The sequence below is a fragment of the Amycolatopsis sp. NPDC049688 genome (assembly GCF_040674975.1).
Lineage (GTDB): Bacteria > Actinomycetota > Actinomycetes > Mycobacteriales > Pseudonocardiaceae > Amycolatopsis.
In genome coordinates, this window is record NZ_JBFANY010000014.1 from 45800 (window position 1) to 71906 (window position 26107).

22 protein-coding genes, 2 tRNA genes and 1 pseudogene are annotated in these 26107 nt (G+C 70.8%); 10 read left to right on the forward strand and 15 right to left on the reverse strand.

Annotated features, from left to right (window positions below):
* Positions 1–59: 59 nt before the first annotated feature.
* Genes AB0J55_RS33760 through AB0J55_RS33770 form a run of 3 tightly spaced genes read right to left on the reverse strand, consistent with a single transcriptional unit; the run spans position 60 to position 2482 of the window.
* On the reverse strand, positions 60–1205 hold the full coding sequence (locus AB0J55_RS33760) for an MAB_1171c family putative transporter (protein ID WP_364257844.1): 1146 nt from the start codon (positions 1203–1205) through the stop codon (positions 60–62).
* Positions 1198–1812, reverse strand: a complete 615-nt coding sequence (locus AB0J55_RS33765) for a hypothetical protein (RefSeq protein ID WP_364257847.1) — start codon at positions 1810–1812, stop codon at positions 1198–1200. Before AB0J55_RS33765 ends, AB0J55_RS33760 begins: the two co-directional genes overlap by 8 nt.
* Before the next feature lie 7 nt (positions 1813–1819).
* The gene (locus AB0J55_RS33770) at positions 1820–2482 is read right to left on the reverse strand and encodes a helix-turn-helix transcriptional regulator (RefSeq protein ID WP_364257850.1); all 663 of its coding nucleotides are present in this window, start codon (positions 2480–2482) and stop codon (positions 1820–1822) included.
* A 139-nt stretch (positions 2483–2621) separates the two neighbouring features.
* On the opposite strand from AB0J55_RS33770, the gene AB0J55_RS33775 reads away from it, so the two are divergent.
* From AB0J55_RS33775 to AB0J55_RS33785, 3 genes are read left to right on the forward strand one after another with little or no spacing between them, the layout of a single operon-like run.
* The gene (locus AB0J55_RS33775; RefSeq protein WP_364257853.1) at positions 2622–2948 is read left to right on the forward strand and encodes a hypothetical protein; all 327 of its coding nucleotides are present in this window, start codon (positions 2622–2624) and stop codon (positions 2946–2948) included.
* Entirely contained in the window at positions 2948–4210 is a 1263-nt protein-coding gene (locus AB0J55_RS33780) for a putative T7SS-secreted protein (protein WP_364257856.1), read from the forward strand. Before AB0J55_RS33775 ends, AB0J55_RS33780 begins: the two co-directional genes overlap by 1 nt.
* 7 nt (positions 4211–4217) lie before the next feature.
* Positions 4218–4649, forward strand: a complete 432-nt coding sequence (locus AB0J55_RS33785; RefSeq protein ID WP_364257859.1) for a hypothetical protein — start codon at positions 4218–4220, stop codon at positions 4647–4649.
* Here the strand turns inward: AB0J55_RS33785 and AB0J55_RS33790 are convergent.
* Positions 4579–5643, reverse strand: a complete 1065-nt coding sequence (locus AB0J55_RS33790) for a phosphotransferase (protein WP_364257862.1) — start codon at positions 5641–5643, stop codon at positions 4579–4581. The genes AB0J55_RS33785 and AB0J55_RS33790 overlap by 71 nt on opposite strands.
* A 139-nt stretch (positions 5644–5782) precedes the next feature.
* Positions 5783–5855 (reverse strand) — tRNA-Lys (locus AB0J55_RS33795).
* A 167-nt stretch (positions 5856–6022) separates the two neighbouring features.
* Here AB0J55_RS33795 and AB0J55_RS33800 point away from each other — a divergent pair.
* Positions 6023–7219, forward strand: a pseudogene (locus tag AB0J55_RS33800) (Ig-like domain-containing protein).
* Here AB0J55_RS33800 and proP read toward each other — a convergent pair.
* The 3 genes from proP to orn form a co-directional block, all read right to left on the reverse strand.
* Positions 7216–8643 (reverse strand): glycine betaine/L-proline transporter ProP, encoded by a 1428-nt coding sequence (gene proP, locus AB0J55_RS33805; protein WP_364258362.1) that lies wholly within the window; start codon positions 8641–8643, stop codon positions 7216–7218. The pseudogene AB0J55_RS33800 and the gene proP overlap by 4 nt on opposite strands.
* A gap of 108 nt (positions 8644–8751) precedes the next feature.
* Positions 8752–8827: transfer RNA gene (locus tag AB0J55_RS33810), tRNA-His, on the reverse strand.
* A 77-nt stretch (positions 8828–8904) separates the two neighbouring features.
* Positions 8905–9513 carry an oligoribonuclease gene (gene orn / locus AB0J55_RS33815; protein WP_003060996.1) on the reverse strand — a complete coding sequence of 203 codons (609 nt, stop codon included), beginning with the start codon at positions 9511–9513 and terminating at the stop codon, positions 8905–8907.
* Positions 9514–9615: 102 nt separating this feature from the next.
* Here orn and AB0J55_RS33820 point away from each other — a divergent pair, with 102 nt between their 5' ends.
* Entirely contained in the window at positions 9616–11130 is a 1515-nt protein-coding gene (locus AB0J55_RS33820) for a helicase HerA-like domain-containing protein (protein ID WP_364257865.1), read from the forward strand.
* A gap of 65 nt (positions 11131–11195) precedes the next feature.
* Positions 11196–11573: a DUF3224 domain-containing protein gene (locus AB0J55_RS33825; protein WP_364257868.1), complete on the forward strand. Its 378-nt coding sequence runs from the start codon at positions 11196–11198 to the stop codon at positions 11571–11573.
* Between the two features lie 113 nt (positions 11574–11686).
* On the opposite strand, the gene AB0J55_RS33830 is transcribed toward AB0J55_RS33825, so the two are convergent.
* From AB0J55_RS33830 to AB0J55_RS33840, 3 genes are all read right to left on the reverse strand, one after another.
* The gene (locus AB0J55_RS33830) at positions 11687–12706 is read right to left on the reverse strand and encodes a trypsin-like peptidase domain-containing protein (protein ID WP_364257871.1); all 1020 of its coding nucleotides are present in this window, start codon (positions 12704–12706) and stop codon (positions 11687–11689) included.
* Positions 12707–12804: 98 nt separating this feature from the next.
* Entirely contained in the window at positions 12805–14127 is a 1323-nt protein-coding gene (locus AB0J55_RS33835; protein WP_364257874.1) for a M20 family metallopeptidase, read from the reverse strand.
* 39 nt (positions 14128–14166) lie between these two features.
* A complete protein-coding gene (locus AB0J55_RS33840; RefSeq protein WP_364257877.1) occupies positions 14167–14925 on the reverse strand; it encodes a methyltransferase domain-containing protein in 759 nt (252 codons plus the stop codon).
* A gap of 149 nt (positions 14926–15074) precedes the next feature.
* On the opposite strand from AB0J55_RS33840, the gene AB0J55_RS33845 reads away from it, so the two are divergent.
* The 3 genes from AB0J55_RS33845 (at position 15075) to AB0J55_RS33855 (ending at position 18754) form a co-directional block, all read left to right on the forward strand.
* Positions 15075–15986 (forward strand): DNA-3-methyladenine glycosylase 2 family protein, encoded by a 912-nt coding sequence (locus AB0J55_RS33845; protein ID WP_364257880.1) that lies wholly within the window; start codon positions 15075–15077, stop codon positions 15984–15986.
* Positions 15987–16078: 92 nt separating this feature from the next.
* Positions 16079–16861: a M50 family metallopeptidase gene (locus AB0J55_RS33850; protein ID WP_364257883.1), complete on the forward strand. Its 783-nt coding sequence runs from the start codon at positions 16079–16081 to the stop codon at positions 16859–16861.
* A gap of 660 nt (positions 16862–17521) precedes the next feature.
* A complete protein-coding gene (locus AB0J55_RS33855) occupies positions 17522–18754 on the forward strand; it encodes an aldehyde dehydrogenase family protein (protein WP_364257886.1) in 1233 nt (410 codons plus the stop codon).
* A 276-nt stretch (positions 18755–19030) separates the two neighbouring features.
* On the opposite strand, the gene AB0J55_RS33860 is transcribed toward AB0J55_RS33855, so the two are convergent.
* Positions 19031–19282: a hypothetical protein gene (locus tag AB0J55_RS33860; RefSeq protein ID WP_364257889.1), complete on the reverse strand. Its 252-nt coding sequence runs from the start codon at positions 19280–19282 to the stop codon at positions 19031–19033.
* Between the two features lie 86 nt (positions 19283–19368).
* Here AB0J55_RS33860 and AB0J55_RS33865 point away from each other — a divergent pair, with 86 nt between their 5' ends.
* Positions 19369–20460 carry a dihydrofolate reductase family protein gene (locus tag AB0J55_RS33865; RefSeq protein WP_364257892.1) on the forward strand — a complete coding sequence of 364 codons (1092 nt, stop codon included), beginning with the start codon at positions 19369–19371 and terminating at the stop codon, positions 20458–20460.
* Positions 20461–20464: 4 nt separating this feature from the next.
* Here AB0J55_RS33865 and AB0J55_RS33870 read toward each other — a convergent pair whose 3' ends face one another.
* The 3 genes from AB0J55_RS33870 to cobN all read right to left on the reverse strand — a co-directional run bounded on the left by AB0J55_RS33870 (position 20465) and on the right by cobN (position 26099).
* The gene (locus tag AB0J55_RS33870; RefSeq protein WP_364257895.1) at positions 20465–21670 is read right to left on the reverse strand and encodes a chitinase; all 1206 of its coding nucleotides are present in this window, start codon (positions 21668–21670) and stop codon (positions 20465–20467) included.
* 375 nt (positions 21671–22045) lie between these two features.
* A complete protein-coding gene (locus AB0J55_RS33875; protein ID WP_364257898.1) occupies positions 22046–22471 on the reverse strand; it encodes a hypothetical protein in 426 nt (141 codons plus the stop codon).
* Positions 22472–22535: 64 nt separating this feature from the next.
* Entirely contained in the window at positions 22536–26099 is a 3564-nt protein-coding gene (gene cobN / locus AB0J55_RS33880) for a cobaltochelatase subunit CobN (protein ID WP_364257901.1), read from the reverse strand.
* Positions 26100–26107: the final 8 nt, after the last annotated feature.

Consider the following 26107-nt stretch of genomic DNA (forward strand, 5'->3'; position numbering starts at 1 on the left):
GGCATGATCCGCGTAATATCAAGTTGCGCCGTCCGGGTGTGCCGCCGGGCGGCGCCGGATCAACCGCGGGCTGCGGTGAGCGATGGGCGCTGCCACTCCTGCGCCACGAGGCGCAGGAACTCCACGATCGCCGCGAGGTTGTTGCCGGTGGCCGGCTCCTGCACGATCTTCGTGCTCGGCTCGCGGGACTGAGCTGCGTGGGCGGCCAGGGCGTCCCGCCACAGCGCGGCTTCGACCGCGGCCAAGAGCTCGGCCCCGGCGAGCCCGCGGGCTTTCGCGGCCTGCTCGGCGGCGCGGGCAACGTCCTCGTCGAGGTATCCGCGCAGGCGGCTTCGGCCGTCCATGATCTCGATGGCTCGCCGGTACAGCGCGAACTCCGAATCCCAGGCCGGCGGGCGCGTGTTCAGCGTGATCGAGGGCAGCGCGGTCGTGAACGCCTCCCACAACGGCTCCAGCTCCCGGTAGGACCGCCGGTACGTGAAGAACAGCCGGATGGATGTCGCCCGCGGTCCCAAAGCCGGCATCGAAAGGCCGACGAGCCAGAACAGGATTCCGACAGCGATCACCGGCACCTCGAGGCCCTGCGGGTAAGGCGGGGTGATGCCGAACGTGAACAGCAACGTGAACACCAGGTGGTGCACGGTGTAGAACAGGCCGAGGCTGGTGCCGACGGTCATGGCGACCAGGCCGCGGCGCACCCACGTGCGGTCGGCGATCCGGGACCACTTCCACGACAGGCGGCTGAGGGTCAGCGACGATGCGCCGACCGCCGCCGTGTAGCAAAGCACCATCACCAGGGCGAGCGGGTACGCGTGGTAGTCCAGGTCCCGGTAGTCGGGCGATTCGACCGCGAGGCTGGTCGCCCAGGCGGCGACCATCCCGGCGGAGAACAGCAGCATGGCGGCCTGGTACCAGGCGATCTCCGTGGGGCGTTTCCGCTGCCCGTAGATCGACAGCAGGTAGAACCACTCGAAGGCGATGAGGGAGCCGAGCGTGCACAGGTGCTGGATGAGGAACCGCGACGCGGAGAACGTGAGGAAGATCCCGGCCGCGACGGCCGCGGTGAGCAGGAGCAGGCCGGACCACATCGCCCACATCGCGGGCCGGCGCGGCGAGCGGATCAGGTCGACGAGCCGGTAGCTCGTGACCGCGACCCCGGCGAGGACCATGACGTACTGGAGCGCGGTCTGGATGGCTTCACGCACGGGTGCGTCCCATGATCTCGGCGAGGGCGTCGATGCTGGCGAGGTCCTCGCCGTGGAGGTGGCGCTCCGGTTCGACGAGGCGACGGCCGGCGGCCTTCCAGATGAGGGATGCTCCGACCTCGGCTTCGGTTTCCTGGTGGGACGAGTACGTTTCCCGGTGCAGCACGCGGTCCCCGGCTGCGCCTTCACCGGCGTACCGGATGATCACCTCGCGCAGCTGCTCGTCGAGCGGGCCGCGGGCGAGCACGGCGTCTTCGTCGCCGCGGTGGCAGAGCAGGATGTGGGCGGCCTCGTGCGCCAAGACTTGCTCCCAGTGCAGGTCGCCCTCGCGGAGGGCGGAGTCGTAGAGGATGACGTCGACGTTCTCGGTGGGCACCCAGATCGCGTCCGGCCCGCCGGGCGGAATCTCGGCGACCAGCAGCTCGATCGGCCGGCCGCGGTAGGCAGCCAGCCGCTGGATGAACTCACGGATGTCCCACGGATCGGGAACGCCGACCTCGTTCAGCAGCTTGTTGATGCGGCGGCGAAGCCGCCGGTACTCGGCGCCTCCGAGCAGTTCCGGTCGCCGGCCCGGGGCGCCGGAAACCGGGCTGTCGTCATTGGACATGGTGCGGCTATTCCTGTTCGGGCTTTTCGCGTGCCTTGTGTTTCCGGTTCAGCGCGACGAGCTGTTCGCTCATGCTGGCGAGGACGCTCCGGGCGTCGGGATCCATCTGCCCCATGCGGAAGAGAACTTCCTTGACGCCGGCGTCCTCGCGGAGCAGTTTCAACGCCGCCCTCGTCTCGGCGTCCTCGACCGCGGCCGCAGCCTCGGACCTGGGCCCGAAGTCGGTGAGGAAGGCCACGGCGACGTTGAGGACCTTGGCCAGCGAGCCGATGGTCTCCAGCGTGGGGTTCTGGCTCTTCCCCGTCTTGAGCTGGTACAGCGCGTTGCGGCTCAGATGGCCGCCCTCCGCCTCGATGCGATCGAGAATCTGCTGGTCGGTGAGGCCGCTGGCGCGAATCGCGTAGTTCAGGCGTTCGGGAAGGGTGGAGCCCGGGTCGTGGCCCTGTGGTGTGGTCATCGCGCTGCCCTTCCCGAAGCTCCCGGCGAGGCCGTGCATCACCCGAAGTGCACACGATGTCGCCGGTGTCACATTCAGTTTACAACCTGACCGCTTTCCGCCGGCGCCGGCGCCGCGACCGACGGAACCGGCGAACAACGCCGCCCCGGCCGTCACCACGGCCGCGCCCTCGAAAGGGAACCACAGGTCGTTTCCCGGCAATCTTGACCCCATTTCGCCACGGTCGGCGCGGTGGTGGTGTAGCAGGGGCGGGATATCGAGCGATTCCAGGTGTAGCCGCGTTCGAGGGCCGCGGGAACCGTGCGCGCCCGGAGTGCGTCCGAGTCGCGATCGAGCCGGGAGGTGCGTGTCGGTGGCAGAGGGGTTTTCGGTCGATCTCGGTGCGTTGGAGAAGGCAGCCGAGGGGGTGAACAACACCCTGGACGAGCTGGCGGCCAAGAAGGTCAAGGATATCGATGCGGACAAGGGCGCTTTCGGGCACGACGACCTCGCGGACACCGTCGCCGATTTCTGTGAACGGTGGGAAATCGGCGTCGAACACCTGGCCAAGGACGGGCAGGAGATTTCGGACAGGCTCACGCGGAGCGTCACCGCGTACCTGAAGGTCGACAGCACGGCGAAAGGGCATCTCGACGGCGTCCTGCAACGGTCCGGCGGCGATGATCCGGGGGTGCACTGATGGCCGGGGAGCTGGGGGAGACGTCCGACCCCGAGGAGCTGGTTCCTGGTGACGCCGGTGCGGTGACCAGCACGCTCAACGCCATGCGGGCGTACGGCGACGCGTTGCACGAAGCCGGTGAGGGTCTCCGGAAAATCGACACCTCCGAGGGATGGACGGGCCCGGCGGGCGACGCCTTCCGCGCCGCGTTCGACGGCCAGCCCGGCAAATGGCTGGAGGCGGGCGACTGCTTCCACCAGGCCGCCACCGCGCTGGAGGCGTACGCCTCGACGCTGACCTGGGCGCAGGGCCAGGCGGCCGAGGCGATCCGGCAGTGGAACGACGGCGAGGCCGCGACCGGCCGCGCCAAGGCCGAACACCAGCAGGACGAGCAAAAGGCCGGCCACCGCCTCCCGTTCGACGACTCCGTCGGCGAGGGCAAGCGAGCCGCCGCGCGCGGCATCCTGGCCAGGGCTCGTGGTCAGCTCAAGAGCGCGGGCGACACCGCCGACCGGACGGTCGGTGCCGCGCGGGACAAGGCCCCGGAGAAGCCCGGGTTCTGGTCGAAGCTGTGGGACGGCGTCACGGACATCGCCTCGGACGTGGGCGCCACCCTGGAGAACGTCGCCGGCGCGGTGGTCAACACCGTGGCGTCGGTCGGCAACGCGATGATTCACCATCCCGGGGACGTCGCCCTGGCGGCCCTGGGTGGGTTGACGATGGCGGCGGGCGCGGGCGGGGAGGCCCTCGGCGGCCTGCTGGACGCGACCGTCGTGCTGGCACCCGCGGGAGTGGCGGTCAACGTGGGCTCCACCGCGCTCATCGGGCTGGGCGCCACCACCGCCGCGGTCGCCGGCGGAGATCTCCTGATGCACGCCGCGAGCGATGACAGTGTGTCACCGATGCGCACCGACCACACCGGATCGTCCGGTGGCGACGGGCTTGCGCCGCGGGAGGTCAACCGGCCGGACAGCGTCCCCGAGGTGAAGGTCGACGGCAAGCAGTTCGGCACCAAAGTGGGCAAACACGCCCAGGACTACGGGCTGAACCCGGCCGATGCCGAGTCCCGGGCGTGGGTCCGGCAGCACGTCGACGACATCTCCCGCACGCCCAACGAAGTTCGCCAGGGCCCCTGGAACCCGCAGGGCGGCGGGGGCGGCGACTACTATTTCCTCCGGAAGGGCGAAGACGTGGTGGTCACGAAGAGTGATGGAACGTTCGTCACCATTCTCAAGGGTGGCCAGTCCAACGGCTGGTTCAACGGCGCCACTCCGGTGAAGTGAGGACACGATGACCATCGATTTCCGCGCCTACCTCGGCGACGCTCTGGCCGGCGTGCGCCGGATCCACCACGCTGTCGGCGACACCGTGGAGTGGTCGGTCGGCGCCGTGGAGTTCCGGTTCGAGTCCGGCCGGGTGCTGTTCATGGACTCCGGCCCGGACGGCGAGTCGATCCGGATGTCGGCCGCGGCCTGGGTGGACCCTTTCGAGGGCAACATGACCCCGGAGAACGCCGAGTTCGTCAGGCGGTCCGGCAAGCTCACCGCGTTCGACGTGTCCGGCAAGGAGCCGTTCGCGTCGCTGATCGGCACGAAGGTGGTCGATCTCGCGCCGATGATGGCTCTGTCCGACAAAGTCATCGGCTGCGTGGTCAACGTCGACGGAGCTTTCGTCGCCGTCTACGCCAACTTCGACGAGTGCCACGTGGTCCGGCTCCCGTAGTAACCACCGGAGGGAGGAGGGCCAGCGCCCCGTTCGCATTGTGCTCGGCGATTCCGCGCATGAGCGCACGATCGGGGAAATCCCCGTCGAGGAGCCGCAGTGGGCCGGCCACCAGCGACAGCCGCATCGCGAGCAGGTAGAGGTCGAGCCGCCGCGGATCGAGGCCGGGGCGGGCCAGCGTGGCGTAGTGCTTGCCGAAGCGGAGCTGGAGGAAGACGTGCTCCCACTCGACGTCGAAGTACATCAGGCCCTCGATGTCGATCAGCACCGGGTACCCGTCGGCGTCGACCAGGACGTGGTCGGGTCCGAGCTCTCCGTGGATCAGCCCGTACTCCGCGCGAGGGCGCACCCGGCCGGCCAGTTCCTGCAGACGGTCGCGCAACGCCGGGCCGGCTGCCGCGATGCGTTCGTCGCGCTCCGCCGCCTCCTCGAGGTCCCGCAGCGCGCGGTCGAGAACCCGCTGCTCGCACGGAACCTCGGGCGCCGAGCCGGCCCGCGCCGGCCGATCGACCCGGCCGTAGTGCGGTCCGCGGTGCCGGTGCATCACCTGGAGCGTCCCGGCGAGTTCGGCCAGGACTTCCCCGGCACGCGTGCGATCGGCTTCGAAAAGTGCTTCGAGCGTGCCCCCGGAGACGTCCTCGACCACGGCGACGTCCGCCGGACAGCGGCGTCGGCTGTCATCCACCAGGTGTATCCGCGGAACCCGGACCCCGAGCCCGGTCAAGCTACGCTGCGCGGCCAAGAACGGGACCAGGCCGGAGGCGGGCGCGAACGGATCAGCCGGATCGGTTTCCCGTGCGCCGGGCCAGAAGTTCTCGGCCTCGGCCCAGCTGTAGAGGATCACGGAGGCCGGGTGGGTGCCGTCGAGCCGGACCCGGTACACGCCTTTCTTGCTCCCGCCGCGCAACCGGTCCACCGCGGTGATCCGGCATCCCGCACCCAGTGCGTCACGGACGAGCCCGGACAGGTCTCCGACGTCGGCAAATTGCCGCATCTCCCCAACCTACCGAAGCTGACGCCGGCGCGGGGCCGGCCAGGTCAGGCCGGCGCCGGGTGCTGTGGTGAGGGGGGAAGAAATGGCTCCGGATACCACAAATCCCCAGGCGAAGAGAATCAGACCTGGGGAGTGGGGGTGCGCCATCAGGGACTCGAACCCCGAACCCGCTGGTTAAGAGCCAGCTGCTCTGCCAATTGAGCTAATGGCGCCGGTGTCTGCCGGAGGTTTCCCTCGGCGACGTGGAAAACATTAGCACCCCGTCTTGAGGCCCGTTCCAGGGGGGTCCCCTTGACCGGGTTCCGGCGTTGCCGCCCCGGTGTCCGGGCTGGTCGGGCACACTGTAGCCGGACATCGACGACGAAACAGGCGGGTGGGCATGCGGGGTTCGACCGGCGTGGGGGCGCGGCTGCTGGGGGCCGCTGTGGTGATCGGGCTCACGGTGGCCGGCTGCAGTAGTAGCCCTTCGGGTGAACCTCCCCGGGAAACCGCTCCCTCCAGCAGTGTCGCCAAGCCCGCGCCGAAGCCCGCCGTGCTCGCCTTCGTGCCCGGCAAGGATGCCAAGGACGTTGCGCCCGGTGAGCCGGTCAGCGTCACCGTCACGGACGGGAAGCTCGGGACGGTCAGCCTGACCGGGGCCGATGGCAAGGCCGTGGCCGGGAAGGCGCGGGCCGACGGCTCCGGGTGGGACTCCGCCGAGCCGCTCGGCTACCACAAGACCTACAAGCTGACCGCCACCGCGACCGGCTCCGACGGCAAGCCGGTCAGCTCGGAGTCGACCTTCAGCACCGCCAAGCCCGCGCGCCAGCTCGGTGTCTCGGTGAACCTCGTCGACGGCGAGACGGTCGGGGTCGGGATGCCGCTGATCTTCACCTTCACCGGCAACGTCGCCGACAAGGCCGCCGCCGAGAAGGCGCTGAAGGTCACCGCCGAACCGGCCACCGAGGGTGCCTTCCGGTGGTCCGGCGACAAGCAGGTGACCTGGCGGCCGAAGGACTACTGGAAGAGCGGCACCAAGATCGAGGTCGACGCCGCCGTCTACGGGAAGCCGCTGGGCAACGGCAGCTACGGCCGGGAGGACAAGAGGGTCAGCGGCACCGTCGGCGACAAGCTCGTCGCCGTCGCGGACGGCCAGACCCACCAGATGACGGTGACCATCAACGACAAGGAGGTCAGGACCATGCCGACCTCCATGGGCAAGCCGGGGCACAACACGCCGCAGGGCACCTACACCGTGATGAGCGAGCACACCGGCTACACGATGAACTCCGCGACCTACGGCGTGCCCGAGGACGCTCCCGGCGGCTACAGCACCTTCGTCCAGTACGCCGTCCGCCTGTCCTGGAGCGGCATCTTCTTCCACTCCGCGCCGTGGTCGGTGCGGCAGCAGGGCCACAGCAACGTCAGTCACGGCTGCCTGAACCTGTCCACCTAGAACACGAAGTGGCTGATGGACACGGCCAAGAAGGGCGACCTGGTCACGGTGCGCAACAGCGGCGGCCCGAAGCTGGAGCCGACCGACGGCTGGAGCGTCTGGCAGCTGTCCTGGGACGAGTGGCGGACGGCGCCGAACTAGCCCGAGTCGCGGACCAGCTCCCGGGCTTCGGCCTCGGTGGACACCGCGGGCCCCGAACCCCACAGCGGCTTGTTCGCGGTTTCCCGGCTGAAGAACACCGCGACGGCCCCGATCGCCCCGGCGGCCATCAGGTACCAGGCCGGCCAGAAGTCGTGGCCGGTGGCGGAGATCAGCGACTGCATGACCAGCGGCGTGGTGCCGCCGAAGAGCGACACCGAGATGTTGAACGCGATGGACAGTGCCCCGTACCGGATCGCGGTCGGGAAGAGGGCGGGCAGCGCCGCCGGCATCGAAACCTCGAAGCAGAGCAGCAGCAACCCGAGCCCCATCAGGCCCAGGAAGGTGAGCACGAGCCCGCCGTCGTGCACGAGCAGCATCAGCGGCCACGACAGCACGAGGAACCCCAGGCAGCCGGCCATCATCACCGGCTTGCGCCCGACGTGGTCGGTGATGCGGCCGCCGACCATGATGATGAGCATCATCACGACCATGACGACGATGATCAGCAGCAGCCCGTGGGTGGCGTCGAGGTGCAGCTGCTCGGACAGGTACGTCGGCATGTAGGACAGCAGCATGTAGTCGGTGACGTTGAAGACGAGCACCAGGCCGACGCAGATGAGCAGCGCGGGCCAGTACTCGGTGAACATCTTCCAGAAGGGTTCCCCGGACCGCCCCCGCTTCTCGGCCTCCTCGGCGTGCTTCTGGAACGCGGGCGTCTCCTCCAGCTTGAGTCGCATGTAGAGCCCGATCACGCCGAGCGGCCCGGCGACCAGGAACGGCACCCGCCAGCCCCAGTCGAGCAACGTCTCGTGCGGCACCCAGGCCTTCATCCCGGTGACGACGGAGGCCCCGAGCACGTACCCGGACAGCGTCCCGAACTCGAGCCAGGACCCCATGAAGCCCCGCCGTTTGTCGGGCGAGTACTCGGCGATGAAGGTGGTGGCGCCTCCGTACTCGCCGCCGGTGGAGAACCCCTGCACCATCCGCGCGAGCACGAGCAGGATGGGCGACCAGACCCCGATCGAGCTGTACGACGGGATCAACCCGATGCACAGCGTCCCGATGGCCATCATGATCATCGTGACGGCGAGGACCTTCTGCCGTCCGATCCGATCTCCCAGCGGCCCGAAGACGAGCCCGCCGAGGGGACGCATGAGGAAGGCGGCGGTGAAGGCCCCGAAGGTCCCGATCAGCCGCACCCCGGGGGACACGCTGGCCGGGAAGAACACCTCGGCAATGGTGTCGGCGATGTAGGCGTAGACCCCGAAGTCGAACCACTCCATGGCATTGCCGAGCGCGGCGGCCCCCACCGCGCGCTTGAGCAACGACCGGTCGACGACGGTGATGTCCTCGTACCGCAGCTTCTTCTTACGACCCCGGATCTTCGGTGCTGAACGTGCCACCAGAACACCGTGCACCGGCATCCGGCGGCTCGCACGCTGAGCCATCCGGTCGTGAGGGTTACCACGAACGGCACAACGCAAAAACCCCGGCCGGGTCCCGCCGCGAACGGCCTGACCAAACCGGGGTGATGGGGTGAGCGACGGGTTTCGAACCCGCGACCTCCTGGACCACAACCAGGTGCTCTACCAGCTGAGCTACGCCCACCATCGCCGAGGGGATCCGCTTGCGATCACCTCGCTGCCAGTAATCGTAGCGGGTGTCCTCGACCGCTTTTCAGGGGGTCACCTCTGGTGGTGTTCCTGCACTTCAGCGGCTGCGGCCTTGGCTTCCTCGCTGGTCGGCCCGGGCTGGGGGACGAAGGCGACGCGCCGGTAGTAGTCGAGTTCGCCGATGGACTCGCGGATGTCGGCGAGCGCGCGGTGGGCGAGGCCCTTCTCCGGCTTGGCGTAGTAGATGCGCGGGTACCAGCGCCGGACGAGTTCCTTGACCGAGGACACGTCGACCATGCGGTAGTGCAGGTGGGCGTCGAGGGCCGGCATGTCGCGGGCGATGAAGCCGCGGTCGGTGGCGATGGAGTTGCCGGCGAGGGGGGCGGTGCCCGACTCGGGGACGTGCTCGCGGATGTAGTCGAGGACGCGGCGTTCGGCTTCTTCGAGGGTCACGGTGGAGCGGCGGACCTCTTCGGTGAGGCCGGAGTGGGCGTGCATCTCGCGGACGACTTCGGGCATCCCGGCGAGTTTTTCCTCGTCGGCGTGGATGACGATGTCGACTCCTTCGCCGAGCACGTTCAGTTCCGCGTCGGTGACGAGGGCGGCGATTTCGATCAACGCTTCCTTGCCGAGGTCGAGCCCCGTCATTTCGCAGTCGATCCAGACTAGGCGGTCGGTCACCTGGTGACCCTAACCCGACACGGGGATGTGAAGGGCGTTACCTGCGCGTACGGCGCGTTACGCTCGCGATGTGGTCCAGGACACACGATCGGGGAGCCGCGAGTGACCGAGCAGGCGTCGCCGGCGAGTGAGATCGCCGCTGGTTATGCGAGTGAGGGTGCCGCGCTGGAGCTCGGTGCGGTGGTGATCGACGGACAGGTGGACGCGGCGGCGGCCGTGCGGCTGCCGTTGGCGACGCTGAACCGGCACGGGCTGGTGGCGGGAGCGACCGGGACGGGCAAGACGAAGACGCTGCAGCTGATCTCGGAGCAGCTGTCGGCGGCCGGGGTGCCGGTGGTGCTCGCGGACGTGAAGGGCGACCTGTCCGGGCTGGCCGCGGCCGGGGAGGCGACCGGCAAGGTCACGAAGCGTGCGCAGGAGCTCGGTGACGACTGGGCGGGCACGGCGTTCCCGGTGCAGTTCCTGTCTCTGGGCACCGGCGGGAAGGGCTCGCCGATCCGGGCGACGATCACCAGCTTCGGGCCCGTCCTGCTGTCCAAGGTGCTGGGGCTGAACGAGACGCAGGAGTCGACGCTCGGGCTGATCTTCCACTGGGCCGACCAGCGCGGCCTCGCGTTGCTGGACACCAAGGACCTCCGCTCGGTGATCACGCACCTGACCGGCGACGAGGGCAAGGAAGACCTCAAGGGCATCGGCGGCGTGTCGGCGGCGACGGCGGGCGTGATCCTCCGTGCTCTGTCCAACCTGGAGGCGCACGGCGGCGAGGACTTCTTCGGCGAACCCGAGCTGGACGTGCACGATCTGATGCGCGCTCGCGATGGCAAGGGCGTCGTCACGCTGCTGGAACTGGACAACCTCCAGGCGAAGCTCGCGTTGTTCTCGACGTTCCTGATGTGGCTGCTGGCCGAGCTGTTCGAGGAGCTCCCCGAGGAGGGCGACCTCGACCAGCCGAAGCTCGTGTTCTTCTTCGACGAAGCCCACCTGCTGTTCGCCGACGCGTCGAAGGCGTTCCTCGAGCGCATCGAGCAGACCGTGAAGCTGATCCGGTCGAAGGGTGTGGGCGTGTTCTTCTGCACGCAGCTGCCCACCGACATCCCGAACGCCGTGCTCTCGCAGCTCGGCGCGCGGATCCAGCACGCCCTGCGCGCGTTCACCCCGGACGACCAGGCGGCGCTGGCCAAGACGGTGAAGACCTACCCGAAGACGAAGTTCTACGAGCTCGACACCGCGTTGACGTCGCTGGGCATCGGCGAGGCCGTCGTGACGGTGCTGTCGGAACGGGGTGCGCCGACGCCGGTGGCGTGGACGCGGCTGCGCGCGCCGCGGTCGAAGATGGGTTCGATCGGTGCCGAGGCCGTCGCCGCCGCGGTCGCGTCGTCCGATTTGCACGCGAAGTACGGCCAGACGATCGACCGGGAGTCGGCCTACGAAAAGCTGGCGGCGAAGGTGGCCGCTCCTGCGCCCGAGGCTGCTCCGGAGCCGCCCCCGGCGAAGGACGAGCCGGGGTTCCTCGAGTCCGCCATGAAGAACCCGGCGGTGAAGTCGTTCATGCGGTCCGCGGCGAGCGCGCTCGGCCGGGAGATCACGCGCGGGCTGTTCGGCAACCGGAAGCGCTGACAAAACCTGACGCAACCTGTCAGGTATGGCTGGGAAGCTGTGTCCACACCGAGGAAGGGAACACCATGACCAGCACCGCCACCGCGTCGTTCACCGTCGACAAGTGGGAGCCCCAGGCGACCGACGAGTTCGCCGGCACCGAGCTCGCCCGGGTGGCGATCGCCAAGACGTTCACCGGGGCGGTCGAGGGGACCAGCCAGGTCGAACTCCTGACGGCGAACAACGCGACTTCGCGCGCGTACGTCGGTTTCGAGCGGCTCGAGGTCGCGGTCGACGGCCGGAAGGGCAGCTTCGTCCTGCACCACACCGCCGGCGAGGAGTCCGGCATGACGGTGACGATCCTCCCCGGTTCCGGGACCGGCGAGCTGACCGGCATCGCCGGGAAGGCGGACATCGAAATCGACGGCGAAGACCACCGCTTGACCCTGACCTACAGCCTCTGAGCAGCGCGAAGGCCGTTTCGAGAGCCCCCGATCGACTCTCGAAACGGCCTTCGCGTGTTCTCCCGCTCCCCGAAGCGGGGGACGGGCCGCCCCGACCACGGCCCGTCCGCGTCCTAGTTGTTCACGATCTGGTCGACGATCTTCTTGGCGTCGTTGATCGGGATGGCGAAGCCGATCCCGACGCTGCCCGCCGCGCCGTTGGCCGACGCGCTCGGGCTGTACAGCGCCGAGTTGATGCCGATCACGTTGCCCTGGGCGTCGACCAGCGCGCCGCCGGAGTTGCCCTGGTTGATCGCCGCGTCGGTCTGGATCGCGGTGTAGCTGGGCGAGTCGCTGCTCTGGTTCGACGTGCGGCTGAACGGCGAGCGCTGCTGCTGCTCGCCCTGCCCGATGTCGGACAGGTTCCGGTTCAGCGCGCTGACGATGCCGGCGGTGACGGTGTTCTGCAGCCCGCCCGGCGAGCCGATCGCGACGACCTCCTGGCCGACGACGAGCTTGCTCGAGTCACCCAGGGATGCCGCGGTCAGGCCGCTGGCGTTTTGCGCCTGGACCACCGCGATGTCCGCCTTGGTGTCCGCGCCGACCACGCTGGCCTGGTACTTCTTGCCGTCGGAGGTGGTGATCACGACGTTCCGGGCGCCTTCGACGACGTGCGCGTTGGTCAGGATCCGGCCGTCCGCGGTGAGGATGACGCCGGAGCCGATCGCCTCGCCCTGGTCGGTCGTCACGTTGATCTGGACGACGCTCGGCGTCACCTTCGCCGCGACGGCGCTGACGTCACCGGAGGTCGAGTTGGCGACCGTCTGCCCGTTCGCGGCCGGCGTGCTCACCGACGTCGTGGTGCCGCCGGCCGAGGTCGTCGTGAGCCCGACGATCGCCGCGCCACCGACGCCGCCGACCAGCGCGGCGCCGAGCGCGGTCGCGCTGACGATCATCGCGACCCGGCCGCCCTTGCGCGGCTTGGTCTTCAGGGCGCCGGGCGCCTGCTGCGGCGGCTGCGGGGTGAACAGAGGGTTCGGCGCGGCCTGCTGCTGGTAGGCGTACTGCGCGTACGGCCCGTACTGCTGGGTGCTGTGGTGCGGCTGGTGCCCACCGGGTGAGGCGGGGCCGGGCCGACTCTCGTTCTCGGTCATGGGACAAGGTTCGCGCCCGTGCTTGTGAGCAACCTGTGGAAATACCTCGGGCTTTGCTGAGAAGAATCAGCTGAGAAAACTCAGCTGTTCCTCAGGCATCAGGCGAAGAACGACGGGACGTCCAGCGCACCTCCCGCCGCCTCGAACTCGTCGTGTACCGCCTTGCGCATTTCGGCGTCACCGAGGTAGTCGGCGGCGGTCAGGGCCAGGCCGAGTGCGCCGTCGCGGACGCCCGCGTCACCTGTCTCCGAACCGGCCGCGGCCGCGAATTCCTTGGTGTGCAACGCGACCGTCGGTCCCGAGATCGCCAGCATCGGGTGCAGAGCGGGGACGCGGTAGGAGAGGTTGCCGAGGTCGGTCGAGCCGGTGAGCGACTCCGGCACGATGCCCGGCGGCAGCGGTTTGCGGCCGGTGCTCACCTGGTTGGCCGTCCAGCGCCCGGCCAGTGCGGTGTTGAACCGGATCGGCAGGTAGGCCGGCTGGGCGTCCCAGACCAGCTCGACGCCGCAGCCGGTCATCGCGGCCGCGCCTTCGGCGATCGACGCCATGCGGGCGGCGAGGTCGCGCAGGGTCTGAGGGTTCTGGGACCGGAGGTAGAACAGCAGCGCGGCGCGGGCCGGGATGACGTTGGGGCGGGCGCCGCCGTCGGTGAACACGCCGTGGACGCGGTCGCTCTGCGGGAGCTGCTGGCGCAGGGCCGAGACACCCTGGTACGCGGCGACGGCGGCGTCGAGCGCGTTGCGGCCCATGAACGGCTGAGCGCTCGCGTGCGCGCCGACGCCGTGGAAGACCATCTCCAGCTGCCGCCGGCCGAGGAACGGGTGCAGCGCGATGTCGTGGCTGAACGGGTGCAGCATGATCACCGCGTCGACGTCGTCGAACACGCCGGCGCGGGCGAGGATCTCCTTGCCGCCCCCGCCTTCTTCGGCGGGGGTGCCGATCAGGCTGACCCGGCCGCCGAGCCGCCCGGCGACGGTGGCGGCGCCGAGGAAGCCGCCCGCGGCGGTGGTGCAGATGACGTTGTGGCCGCAGGCGTGGCCGAGCCCGGGCAGCGCGTCGTACTCGGCGAGGACGGCGATGTGCGGGCCGTCCGGTGCCCCGGTGCTGACCCGCAACGCGGTGTCGAGCCCGCCGACGCCGACGGTGGGCTCGTGGCCGTGGCGTTCCAGGAGCGCGGCGAGCGCGCGCACCGACCGGTGCTCGGCGAAGCCCTCCTCGGGGTGAGCGTGCAGATCTTGGCTCAACGCCACCAGATCAGGTGAAGCACGCTCGACCGCGGCGGTCACTTCGGCGCGAGTCGCCTCGTCCGCGCCGATGTGCGGCGAGGACAGCGGTTCGGCGGCCGCGACGGCGTCGGCGGTGGCCTCGACCAGGGAACGCAGGTAGCTGTCGTCGGGCGGGACGGGTTCGGCGTGGGTCATGCGGCGATGCTAACCGCCACCCCCGACAGTTCGGGCCGCTCAGCCGAGCCGGCCCGCCACGATCTGCGTGACTCCGGCGTACCGTTCGGTGATTTCCGTGAAGCCGCGGGCGCGCAGGCTCACCGCGATTTCGCCGCGGTCGAACATCTTCTGCCCGCTCACGAGCCCGCCTGCCGACTCGATCAGGCGCGCCGGCTGCCAGCCGCGGCGCGCGCTCGTCAGCAGCACGACCCGGCCACCGGGCTTGAGCACGCGCGCGAAGGAGTCCAGCGCGGTCTCCGGCTCGGCGAACATGTGGAGCGCGGCGAAACAGCAGATACCGTCCACAGTGGATGTTCTGAGGGGAAGCCGTACGGCGTCGGCGCGCAGGTAGGCGACGGTGGCGGGGCCGTCTTCGGCGACGGCCTTGGCGAGCATGCCGCGAGCGCCGTCGAGCCCGATCGCGAGCCCGCCCGGGCCGACGGCCGAGCCGAACGCGCGCGTGAACCGGCCGGTGCCGCAAGCCACGTCGAGAACCGTGTACGCGGGTTGCAGCCCGAGGAGTTCCGTGGCGAGCCGGACTTCGCCGGCCATGCTCGGCCCGAGCGGGCCTTTGAGCGCGCGGCCGAGGGCAGGGCGCCAGTACCGCTCGTAGACCCGAGGGAGGAGGGTCGTGCGCATCAGGCGCTGCGTGAGCCCGGTCGGCGGCCCGGCCTGGTTCGCGGCGCCCAGCAGGTCGAGGTAGCCGCCGCCGGCCTCCGCGGGGGTTTCGAGCAGGGCGTTCAGGCGGTCGAGCGCGGTGGCGCGGCTGGTCGGCACGGACCCTCCCGGAGGTTCGGATACCGGCAGTATGCCAAGTCGGCTGCCACTCGATCGAGTGAACAAAGCCGGGATCAGGCGTTCGAGCCCCGAAATTGTCGGTGCCCCTTCCTAACGTCGCAGGCGATGGTCCGATCCGAGGAGGACAGATGACGACGACGGAAGTTTCCCGCCGGCGCGGCGAGCTCGAGGTGCGCGGGGAGTTCGACCTGGCCGCGGCGGCCCGGTTCCTGACCGGCTTCGCCCCCGCCGGGCAACCGGAGGCGGAGCCGGGCGCGCTCCGGGTGGCGTTCCCGCTCGAGGGCGACGGGACGCCGGTGGGAGGGGTGCTGCGGCAGAGATCGCCCGGCACGGTCACGGTCGAGGTCCACGGCCCGCCCGGGCAGACCGAGGCGGTGGTGGCGCAGGTGCGGAGGATGTGCTCGCTGGACGTCGACGGCACCGCGTTCCCCGAAGCCGGCGCCCGCGATCCGGTGGTTTCGCTGCTGCAGGCGATCCACCCGGGGCTGCGCCCGGTCCTGTTCGCGTCGCCGTACGAGGCGGCGTGCTGGGCGGTGCTGAGCCACCGCATCTGGATGACGCAGGCGGTCCGGCTGCGCCGTCGCCTGACCGAGCGCCACGGCGCCGAGATCGACGTCGGCGGCATCCGGCTGCGGACGTTCCCGGCACCGGCGGAGCTGGCGAAGGTGGAGTACCTGCCGGGACTGACGGGCCCGAAGCTGCCCCGCCTGCGTGGCATCGCCGCGGCGGCGGCCGAGGGCGTGCTGGACGCGGCGGCGTTGCGGGCGATGCCGGCCGAAGAGGCGCTGAAGCAGCTGCAGGGGCTGCCGGGCATCGGCCGGTTCAGTGCGGAGCTGATCCTGATCCGCGGCGCCGGCCACCCGGACGTCTTCCCGCGCGGCGAAACCCGCCTCCACGAGATCATGCGCGACGCGTACCACCTCCCGGACGCGGAACCGGCGGCGCTGGCGGAGATCGCGCAGGCGTGGGCGCCGTTCCGGAGTTGGGTGTCGTTCCTGTTCCGAGTCGAGGGCGAAGCACGGATGCGTGAGTCGCGATGAGAGGAGAGCACATCGACTGATACCGGAGGCCGCGAAACGGCCAGCGGTGGGGACTCACAGTAGCCAGATGTCGCCTGTGGTGAGGTGTCCGGGTGAGCTCGCCCGTTCCTCTCGCGCTCGAGGGCCCGGCCGGTGACACCCTGTCGACGTTCCGCGCAGCCACCCCCGACCCCTCACCGGCCGGTTCGCTGCTCGAACAGGCCCAGACCCCGGCGGTGATCACCCTGGTCGCCGGGGGCGTGGCCCTGCTGGTCGTGCTGGTCGGCGGGACACCGTGGCGACGGGCGCGAAACGTCGTGACGATGGTGCACGAGGCCGGGCACGCACTGGCCGCGGTGCTGGTCGGACGGCGCTTGCAGGGCATCAAGCTGCACTCGGACACCTCGGGCGTCACCGTCTCGCGCGGCAAGCCCGAAGGGCCGGGCATGGCATTCACCGCGATGGCGGGGTATCTGGCGCCCTCGGTGCTCGGGCTGCTGTTCGCCAGCCTGCTGGGCGCCGACCTGGTCGGCACGGTGCTGGTCCTGATCGCCCTGCTGCTGCTCGGCGTGCTGGTGCTGATCCGCAACGCCTACGGGGTGTTCACCGTGGTGGCGAGCGCGGTGGTGCTGGCGCTGGTCGCGTTCGTGGCGCCGGTCGAGGTACAGGCACCGTTCAGCTACCTGCTGACCTGGTTCCTCCTGTTCGGCGGCGTCCGCCCGGTGATCGAGCTCCAGCTCAAGCGACGCCGCGGCCAGGCCCGCGACTCCGACGCAGACCAGCTGGGCCGCCTCACGGCGGTCCCCCCGGCGCTGTGGGTACTGGTCTTCGCGGTGGCAACGATCAGCTGCCTCTTCGCAGGCGGCTTGTGGCTGCTGGAGCCGGTCGCGACGTAGGCATGCCGCGGATCGGCGCCGGTTGGGGCGCCTGAATCCGGCCGCGGCGTAGCCTGCGCCGCCTGGGTCGGCCGGAGCCGACCGCGGCTTAGGACCGCCACCGGCCGGCGCCGGTTGGAGTCGGTCCATGGCGGCGCCGATGCCGCCGTGGGCTGCGGCGGTCCTGTGTCGCGGTCCGGGGTCGGCGGGAGCTGGTCGCGAGGGAGGCCCGCCACGGGTGGGCGCTGACTGGGGTCGCCTGGATCCGGCTGCAGCGCAGGGCGGTCGCGGGTCGGCGGCGATGCCATCGTGGGCTGCGGGCGGTCCTAGGTTGCGGCCCGGGCCTCGAAGCACGGCCGGCCGCGGTCGGCGGGTGGTTGCTCGCCCCGGGTGTCGCGGGCGCCCGGTCCCTGGCCGCGGCCTTGCCCCGCCGTCGCCTGGCGGAACCGGCCGGAGCTGGATCCGCCAGGCGATACCGGCCCCGGCCGCCGCCGACGTGCGCCCAGGTGCCGTGCGGGCCTGCCGTTCGTCAAGGCCCGCGCGGGTGCCCGCCGTCCACGCGCCCGCCACCCTCGGCGGTTGCGTTCCGCCCGCAGCCGCCGCGGTCAGGGGCGTCGCCAAGGTGGGGTGGTGCATGCGGCAGACTGGGCTCTCGCTGGTCCGCGCGGAGGGAGACGAACGATGGACGAGGTCGCCAAGGCCGTGGAAGCGTGCGCGCGGGCGGCGAAGGACGCCGCTCCGTCGCTGGCCGCCGCCCGGGCCGAGGCCGTTGATGCCGCCCTCGTCGGGATGGCCGAGCGGCTGCTCGCGCACCGGGACGCGATCCTCGAGGCGAACCAGGCCGACGTCGAACGCGCCACGGCCGACGGGATGAGCGCCGGGCTGCTCGACCGGCTCACCATCACCCCGGAACGGCTGACCGGCATGGCCGAACAGCTGCGGCTGCTCGCCGGTGCCCCGCACCAGGAGCGCTCCGTCGACGTGTCCACCCTGGACGGCGGGCTGCGGCTCGTCGAACGGCGGCGGCCCGTCGGCGTCATCGGGGCGAACTACGAGGCCCGGCCGAACGTGACCGTCGACGTGGCTTCGCAGCTGGTCAAGTCGCGCAACGCCGGCGTGCTGCGGACCGGCTCCGCGGCGCTCGGGTCGGCCCAGCGGCTGCGTGACGTCGTCATCGCGCCCGCGCTCGCCGAGGCGGGCATCGACGCCGACTGCATCCAGCTCGTGCCGCGGGTCGAGCGGGAGGCCGCGTCCGCGCTCGTGCGGTTGCCCGGCCTCGTGCCGCTGGTCATCCTGCGGGGCAGCGGGGACAGCACCCGGGCCCTCGCCACCGAGGCGGCCGTCCACGGCGTGCGCACCCTCGCCCACGCCGACGGCGGCGGTGTCCTGTACGTCGACCGCGGCGCGGACGTCGCCAAGGCCCGGGACCTCGTCCACGCCAGCCTCGACCGGCTGGGCGTCTGCAACCGGCTCAACCTGCTGCTCATCCACGAAGACCTCCACGACGACGCCTGGCCTGCCCTCTCGGAGGCGCTCGCCGACCGCGGGGTCACGCCTTCGCTCGCGCCGCACGAGCACCCGATCGGGTACGAGTGGGCGCTGGACTCCGACCGCGAGGCGACCGTCACGGTGGCCAAGGTCGGCTCGCTCGCCGACGCCGTCCGGATCGCCAACGAGCAGACCTCGGGCCTGGCCGCGGGCATCGCCACCGAAGACGAGGCCGCCGCCGACGCGTTCTTCGACGGCTACACCGGCACCGGCGTCTTCTGGAACGCCCCGACCCGCCTCCTCGACGGCTTCAAGCTGCTCGCCGTCCCGGAAACCGGCATCAACCTCGACAAGGTCCCCGGCCCCCGCGGCCCGGTGACCTACACCGACCTCTACGTCCGCCAGTACGCCGTCCTGCCGGCCTGACCGGCGAACGTCCGCCGGGCAGGAGCTGCTCGCCCGGTTCAAGGCGGCAGACCCGGCCGGGCGCTTAAAGGCGGCAGCTCGGGCCCCGAAGCGAGCAGGTGGGGTACCCGACCGGAACCAGAACCGCGGCGGACCGGGCCCGGGCGCCGGAAGGCGGCGGACCGGCCCGAAACTGGGAAGGCGGCGGACCGGCCCGAACCGGGAAGGCGGCGGAACGCCGGTGCACGCCGGCGGACGACGTCCACCGGCGTTCCACCCGGCTCAGGCGACCGGCCGTCAGCGCGCCGGTGGCAGGTCGGCGAGCTTCCGCAGCTCCGTCACCGTGTCCGCGGCGTTGGTCACCAGCTCCGTTCTCTCACCGGCGTCGCCGGCGTAGCGGTAGATGGCCGTCGGTCCGTCGCTGATCGCGATCGCCGCGACCAGCCGGCCTTCGGGGTCGCGGGTGAGCCCGGTGGTCACCGACACCTCCCGGCCGACCGTGTCGACCGTGGTGAGCGTCCGCTCCTTGTACCAGCCTCGCGTCGTCATGTTCAGAAAGCTCCGGGGGATGGGCTCGACAGGGATACGTCGTAGGACGCCGGGATCGCCCCCGGCGTTACGGCATACTGGGCCCGGTGATCTCCCGGCCGCACGTCCTGCTGTCCGCCGCGCAGTCGCTCGACGGCTTCCTCGACGACACCTCACCCGAACGGCTGGTGCTGTCCACTGAGGACGACTTCGCCGTCGTGGACCGGTTGCGGGCCGAGGCCGACGCCATCCTCGTCGGGGCCGGCACCGTCCGGGCCGACAACCCGCGGCTGCTCGTCCGCTCCCCGGAGCTGCGGCGGAACCGCTTGGCGCAGGGCAAGCCCGAACAGCCCGTCAAGGTCACCGTGACCACCCGCGGCCTCGACCCGGACGCGCAGTTCTTCACCGTCGGGGACACCGAAAAGATCGTCTACGCGCCGCCCGGGGCCGCCGACGGGCTGAAGCACGTCGCCACCGTCGTCGACGCCGGGAATCCGTCCGATTTCGGGCGCGTGCTCGACGACCTCGGGGCGCGCGGAATCCGGCACCTGCTGGTCGAGGGCGGCGGCGGGATCCACACCCGGTTCCTCACCGAAGGGCTCGCCGACGAGCTGCGGCTCGCGATCGCGCCGTTCTTCGTCGGGCAGCCGGACGCCCCTCGGTTCGTCGGGCCCGGGCTCTACCCGCGGCCGCTCACCCTGGTCAGCGTGCAGGAACTGCAGGGCATGGCGATCCTCCGGTACCGCGCCGCCGACGAACCGGCCGGCCGGGACGTCCAGCGCCTCAAGGAAGCCATCGCGCTCGCCGCACTTTGCCCGCCCAGCCACACGTTCCGGGTCGGGGCCGTGATCACCGACGCCGGAGGCGAGGTCGTCGCCACCGGGCACTCCGGCGAAGGCGACCCGGGCAACCACGCCGAAGAAGCCGCGCTGGCCAAGTGCGCCGGCGACCCGCGGCTGGCCGGCGCGACGATGTACAGCTCACTGGAACCGTGCAGCCACCGCAGTTCCCACCCGCGCAGCTGCACGCAGCTGATCCTCGACGCCGGGATCCCGCGGGTCGTGTTCGCCTGGCGCGAGCCGCCCGTCTTCGTCGACGCCCGGGGTACCGAGCTGCTGCGGGAGGCCGGGCGGCACGTCGTCGAGGTGCCCGCGCTGACCCCGGAGGTCCAGCGCGAGAACACCCACCTCGACTTCTGAGCTGCTAACAGGCGCCGTTGTCCTGCCAGACGCCCCATTCGCCGGTGGTGCCGGGCTCTTCGCCCTGCGTCCACCACTTGGCCGTCCACTTGTGGCTGTTGTGCGAGACGACGTTGTCCTTGACGTAGACCTTCGTCCGGTCCCACTCCGCCGCGGTGCAGGTGCCACCGCCCGGGGTGGTCGGGGTGGTCGTCACCGGCGGCGTCGTCTGCGGCGGGGTCGCGCCGGCGAACCGGACGCTGAACTTCGTGAAGTCCCAGTCGTTCTGCGGGACGTTGCTGCAGACGCCGTTGTCCGTGGTGCCGACGCAGGCGCGGTCGCGGTTGACCGACCAGAACGTGAAGCGGCCGAGGCCGTGGCTGGTCGCGTAGTCGTACACCGTCTGGAAGTCCGAAGTGTAGAACATCTCGGCCGCGTCTGACTTGCCGTTCATGCCGGAGAAGCCTTCGTGCGCGTACGCCGTCGCGCTGTCCCAGCCCATGTGCGACATCAGCAGGCCGTGGAAGGCCTCCAGGGCCGACACCTGCGACGAGCCGCCGTTGAAGCCGCCGTCGAACGGCATGATCGAGAAGTTGTTCGGCGAGAAGCCGATCGACTTGGCCTGGTCGATGAGCTGCGTGCCGAACCAGCCGGTGCCGGCCGCAGTGCCCGGCATGGTCACTGAAACGAACAGGCCGGGGTTATTGGCCTGCAGCGTTTTCGCCGCGCCGAGTTCGTTCGCGATCGCCGCGGTGTTCTCGTACTCGGGCTCTTCGAGGTCGAAGTCGATCGCCTTGAGCGAGTACTTCGTGATGACCTGCTGGTAGGCGGCGGCGGTCGCGGCCACCGTGCCGCAGGTCTGGCCGAGCTTCGTGCCGCCGTAGCCGCCGACGGACACCGAGACGTCGCCGCCCGCGCCGCGGATCCGCGAGATCACGCCCGCGACCGCGGTGTCGGAGGAGACCGCCGACGTGCCGTCCCAGGTCGGGCTGCAGCCGCCGCCGTTCGGCGCCAGGATGAACGCGAGCTGGAACGCCTTGAGCCCGGTCGCGTTCATCACCGTGATCGGATCGGGCGGGTTGTTGCTCTGGGGCATCAGGTACGGCGCCGCGGCGTACCAGTTGTTGCTCAACGCCGCGGTCGCCGACGGAGCGCCGAGCACGAGGCTGACGGCGGTGGCGGCAAAGGTGGCGGCGGCGAGCCCGGCGGCGGCCAGTCTGCTCCTGCGCATGATCTGTCCTCCCGGTGGGGATCGAGGTGGACAGATCATTGGACTAGACCATTAACGAAGTCAAGGCGCGAAAGTCGGTTCGGGGGAGTGCATGGGCGAAAAGGGCCGGAATATCCGAAATTTGTCCAGGGGACTTCGCCGCCGGCAGTGACACGACCGCCACCAGCCCGTGCTTCCACCGTCACTCTCCGCCGTGCGCCTGCACCACGGACCGCACGATCGCCCCCGCCTCGTCCCCTCCGCCGCCACCCGCTCCCGGCGGTGGAACGGGCCGAACAGTCCGGCCAGCCGTTCCGGCAGCACCGCCGGGGTCACCTGGGCGGCCACTGCCGCCAGGTCCACCCGACTCCGGCCCGCGTTTCCCGGGCGTTCCGCTCAGCTGTTGTCGTTCAGGAAGTCGTAGTCCTTGCACTCGCCGGAGTGGTACCCGTCGGCTTCCTTCCAGTACCGGCAGAACTTGAAGCCGACGCGGGTCTCGGGGAGGTTGTAGACTCCGCCGTCGGCCGCGCTCCTGGTCACGCAGTTGCCGTTGCCGCCGACGTGCATCCAGTACAGCTGGACGCCGGTTGCCGGGGTGCCCTTGTAGACGTAGATGGCGACGCCGCGGCCGTCGGCGTCGGTGTCGCAGATGTGGACGCGGTCACCTTCCTCGGTGAACACCCCTTCGCCGCTCCAGCCGGTCACGTCACCGAAAGCATCGCCGGTGTGCATGTGCTTCGTGTGTTCGGCGGCGGAGGCGGGCGCCGCGAGCGTGAGCACGGAGAGCAAAGCCGCGGCGGCCACGCCGAGAGTCTTCTTCAAGTCTTCGTCCTTCCTCGGTGGGGAAGGCAAAGCGTAGCCACCGCGGCCTGCAATCCGCTTGCAGTCACTCCGACTCGAGATCGCCTTCCAGCGAGAGGTACACCTCGCGCATCTTCTCGAGCAGCTCCGGATCCGGCTCCGCCCACAGGCCGCGGTCCGCCGCCTCGTTCAGCCGCTCCACGATCCCGCGCAGCGCCCACGGGTTGGCCTGGCGCAGGAACTCCTGGTTCACCTCGTCCAGCACGTACGACTCGGTCAGCTTCTCGTACATCCAGTCGCCGACCACGCCGGCGGTCGCGTCGAAGCCGAACAGGTAGTCCACTGTGGCCGCCAGCTCGAACGCGCCCTTGTAACCGTGCCGGCGCATCGCCGCCAGCCAGCGGGGGTTCACCACGCGGGCGCGGAACACCCGGGCCGTCTCCTCGCCCAGCGTGCGCGTGCGGACCGCGTCCGGGGACGTGCTGTCGCCCACATAGGACGCCGGTGCCTCGCCCGTCAGCGCGCGGACCGTCGCGATCATCCCGCCGTGGTACTGGAAGTAGTCGTCCGAGTCCGCGATGTCGTGCTCGCGCGTGTCGGTGTTCTTCGCCGCCACCACGATGCGTTTGTACGAATTCTCCATGTCCTCGCGCGCCGGGCGGCCGTCCAGGTCGCGGCCGTAGGCGAAGCCGCCCCACACCGCGTACACCTCCGCGAGGTCCTTGTCGTCGCGCCAGTTCCCGCTGTCCATCAGGGGGAGCAGGCCCGCGCCGTACGCGCCCGGCTTCGACCCGAAGATCCGCGTCGTCGCGCGGCGGGCGTCGCCGTGCGAGGCCAGGTCCGCCGTGACGTGGGCGCGGACGTAGTTCTCGTCGAGAGGTTCGTCCAAAGAGGCCACCAGGCGCACGGCGTCATCGAGAAGCGTGATCACGTGCGGGAAAGCGTCACGGAAGAAGCCGCTGATCCGGACCGTGACGTCGATCCGGGGCCGGCCCAGCTCGGCCAGGGGGATCGCCTCGATGCCCGTGACGCGCCGGGACGCCTCGTCCCACACCGGCTGGACCCCCAGCAGCGCCAGGACTTCCGCCGCGTCGTCGCCCGACGTCCGCATCGCCGACGTCCCCCACACCGAAAGCCCCACGGAGCGAGGCCAGTCGCCGGTGTCCTCGCGGTAGCGCTTCAGCAGCGAATCGGCGAGGGCCTGGCCGGTTTCCCAGGCCAGCCGGCTCGGGATGGCCTTCGGGTCGACGGTGTAGAAGTTCCGCCCGGTCGGCAGCACGTTGACGAGGCCGCGCAACGGCGACCCGCTCGGCCCGGCCGGGATGTACCCGCCGTCCAGGGCGTGCAGGACGGCGTCGAGTTCGGCGGTGGTGCCGGCCAGCCGGGGCACGATCTCCGTGGCCGCGAACGAAAGGACCCGGGCGACCGCCTCGTCCGGCGCCACCGAAGCGACCGCGGTCGCGTCCCAGCCCCGCATCTCCATCGTCTGGACGAGCTCGCGCGCCGTCTTCTCCACCGCGTCCACTTCGGACATCGGAGCGTCTTCCTTGAGCCCCAGCGCCGACCGCAGGCCGGGCACCGCGCCCTGCTTGCCACCCCACATCTGCGACGCGCGCAGCATCGCCAGCACCAGGTTGACCCGCGCCTCGCCGACCGGCGCCGCGCCCAGGACGTGCAGCCCATCGCGGATCTGCGCGTCCTTGACCTCGCAGAGCCAGCCGTCGATGTGCAGCAGGAAGTCGTCGAACTCCGCGTCGTGCGGCCGTTCCTCGACGCCGAGGTCGTGGTCCAGCTTGGCCGCCTGGATCAGCGTCCAGATCTGCTGGCGCACGGCCGGCAGCTTCGCCGGGTCCATCGCCGCGATGTTCGCGTGCTCGTCGAGCAGCTGCTCCAGTCGCGCCATGTCGCCGTAGGACTCCGCGCGCGCCATCGGCGGGATCAGGTGGTCGACGATCGTCGCGTGCGCCCGCCGCTTGGCCTGCGCGCCCTCGCCCGGGTCGTTGATCAGGAACGGGTACACCAGCGGCAGGTTCCCGAGGACGGCGTCCGGCGCGCACGACGCCGAGAGCCCCGCGGTCTTGCCCGGCAGCCACTCCAGCGACCCGTGCTTGCCGAGGTGGACGACGGCGTGCGCGCCGAACTCCTCCTCGAGCCACCGGTACGCGGCCAGGTAGTGGTGGCTCGGCGGCAGGTCCGGGTTGTGGTAGATCGCGACCGGGTTCTCGCCGAACCCGCGCGGCGGCTGGATCATGATGATCACGTTGCCGCTCTGCAGGGACGCCAGCACGATGTCGCCGTTGTCGACGTACAGCTCGCCCGGCGCCGGTCCCCAGTGCTCTTCCACCCGGGAGCGCAGCTCGGCCGGGAGCGCGTCGAACCACGCCTGGTACCGCGCCGCGGGCACCCGGATCGGGTTCCCGGCCAGCTGTTCTTCGGTCAGCCACTCGGGGTCCTGGCCGCCGGCGGCGATCAGCGCGTGGATCAGCGCGTCACCGTCGGGCTGGTCGGTCCCGGTCGGGTCGACGCCCGGGAATGCGTCCGGCCCCAGGTCGTAACCCTGTTCACGCATCCGCCGCAGCAGCTCGATCGCCGACGCGGGCGTGTCGAGCCCGACCGCGTTGCCGACGCGAGAGTGTTTCGTCGGGTATGCGGACAGCATCAGCGCGATGCGGCGTTCCGAAGGCGGTGTGTGCCGCAGCCGGGCGTGGGCGAGGGCGATGCGGGCGACGCGGGACGCGCGCTCGGCGTCCGGCACGTACCGGGGGAGGCCGTCTTCGTCGAGTTCCTTGAACGAGAACGGCACCGTGATCAGCCGCCCGTCGAACTCCGGCACGGCCATCTGGTTCCCGGCGTCGAGCGGCGAGAGGCCGTCGTCGTTGGCCGCCCAGGTCTCGCGGTCGCTGGTCAGGCACAGCGCCTGCAGGATCGGGACGTCGAGCGCGGCCATCTCGGCGACGTCCCACGCCTCGTCGTCCCCGCCCGCGCCCACCTCGGACGGCCGCGTGCCGCCGGCTGCGAGCACGGTGACCAGCAAGGCGTCGACCTTGCCCAGCTCGGCCATCATCTCCGGCTCGCGCGTACGCAGCGATGCACAGTAGATCGGCAACGCGCGCCCGCCGGCGGCTTCGATCTCGTCGGCGAGCGCGTGCACGAACGCGGTGTTCCCGGACAGGTGGTGCGCGCGGTAGTACAGGATGCCGATGACCGGGCCGTCGCTCTTCGCGGAGCGCTCGAGGACGCCCCAGGTGGGCTGCTCGGCGGGCGGCTCGAAGCCGTCACCGGTGAGCAGGAGGGTGTCGGAGAGGAACCGGTGCAGCTGGGTGAGGTTGGTCGGGCCGCCCTGAGCGAGGTAGGCGTGGGCCTCGGCGGCGATGCCGGCCGGGACGGTGGAGAGCTTCATCAGCTCGGCGTCCGGCGTCTGCTCCCCGCCGAGGACGACGACGTGCGCGCCCGACGCCCGCAGCGCGTCCAGCCCGTCCTGCCAGCTCCGCGGCGTGCCGAGGATCCGCGCGACGACGATCTTGACGCCGTCGAGCAGGCCCGGCAGCTCGGCGACGTCGAGCCGGGACGGGTTGCCCAGCCGGTACTCGCGGTCGCTGGACCGGGCGCTGAGCAGGTCGGTGTCCGAAGTGGACAGAAGCAGGATCACGAGGTTCC

Coding starts and splice junctions, on each gene's coding strand:
- AB0J55_RS33765 (WP_364257847.1), bottom strand. CDS start 1,812: ATGTCCAATGACGACAGCCCGGTTTCCGGCGCCCCGGGCCGGCGACCG.
- AB0J55_RS33770 (WP_364257850.1), bottom strand. CDS start 2,482: ATGGGGTCAAGATTGCCGGGAAACGACCTGTGGTTCCCTTTCGAGGGC.
- AB0J55_RS33780 (WP_364257856.1), top strand. CDS start 2,948: ATGGCCGGGGAGCTGGGGGAGACGTCCGACCCCGAGGAGCTGGTTCCT.
- AB0J55_RS33785 (WP_364257859.1), top strand. CDS start 4,218: ATGACCATCGATTTCCGCGCCTACCTCGGCGACGCTCTGGCCGGCGTG.
- AB0J55_RS33790 (WP_364257862.1), bottom strand. CDS start 5,643: ATGCGGCAATTTGCCGACGTCGGAGACCTGTCCGGGCTCGTCCGTGAC.
- proP (WP_364258362.1), bottom strand. CDS start 8,643: ATGCCGGTGCACGGTGTTCTGGTGGCACGTTCAGCACCGAAGATCCGG.
- AB0J55_RS33825 (WP_364257868.1), top strand. CDS start 11,196: ATGACCAGCACCGCCACCGCGTCGTTCACCGTCGACAAGTGGGAGCCC.
- AB0J55_RS33830 (WP_364257871.1), bottom strand. CDS start 12,706: ATGACCGAGAACGAGAGTCGGCCCGGCCCCGCCTCACCCGGTGGGCAC.
- AB0J55_RS33835 (WP_364257874.1), bottom strand. CDS start 14,127: ATGACCCACGCCGAACCCGTCCCGCCCGACGACAGCTACCTGCGTTCC.
- AB0J55_RS33845 (WP_364257880.1), top strand. CDS start 15,075: ATGACGACGACGGAAGTTTCCCGCCGGCGCGGCGAGCTCGAGGTGCGC.
- AB0J55_RS33855 (WP_364257886.1), top strand. CDS start 17,522: ATGGACGAGGTCGCCAAGGCCGTGGAAGCGTGCGCGCGGGCGGCGAAG.
- AB0J55_RS33860 (WP_364257889.1), bottom strand. CDS start 19,282: ATGACGACGCGAGGCTGGTACAAGGAGCGGACGCTCACCACGGTCGAC.
- AB0J55_RS33870 (WP_364257895.1), bottom strand. CDS start 21,670: ATGCGCAGGAGCAGACTGGCCGCCGCCGGGCTCGCCGCCGCCACCTTT.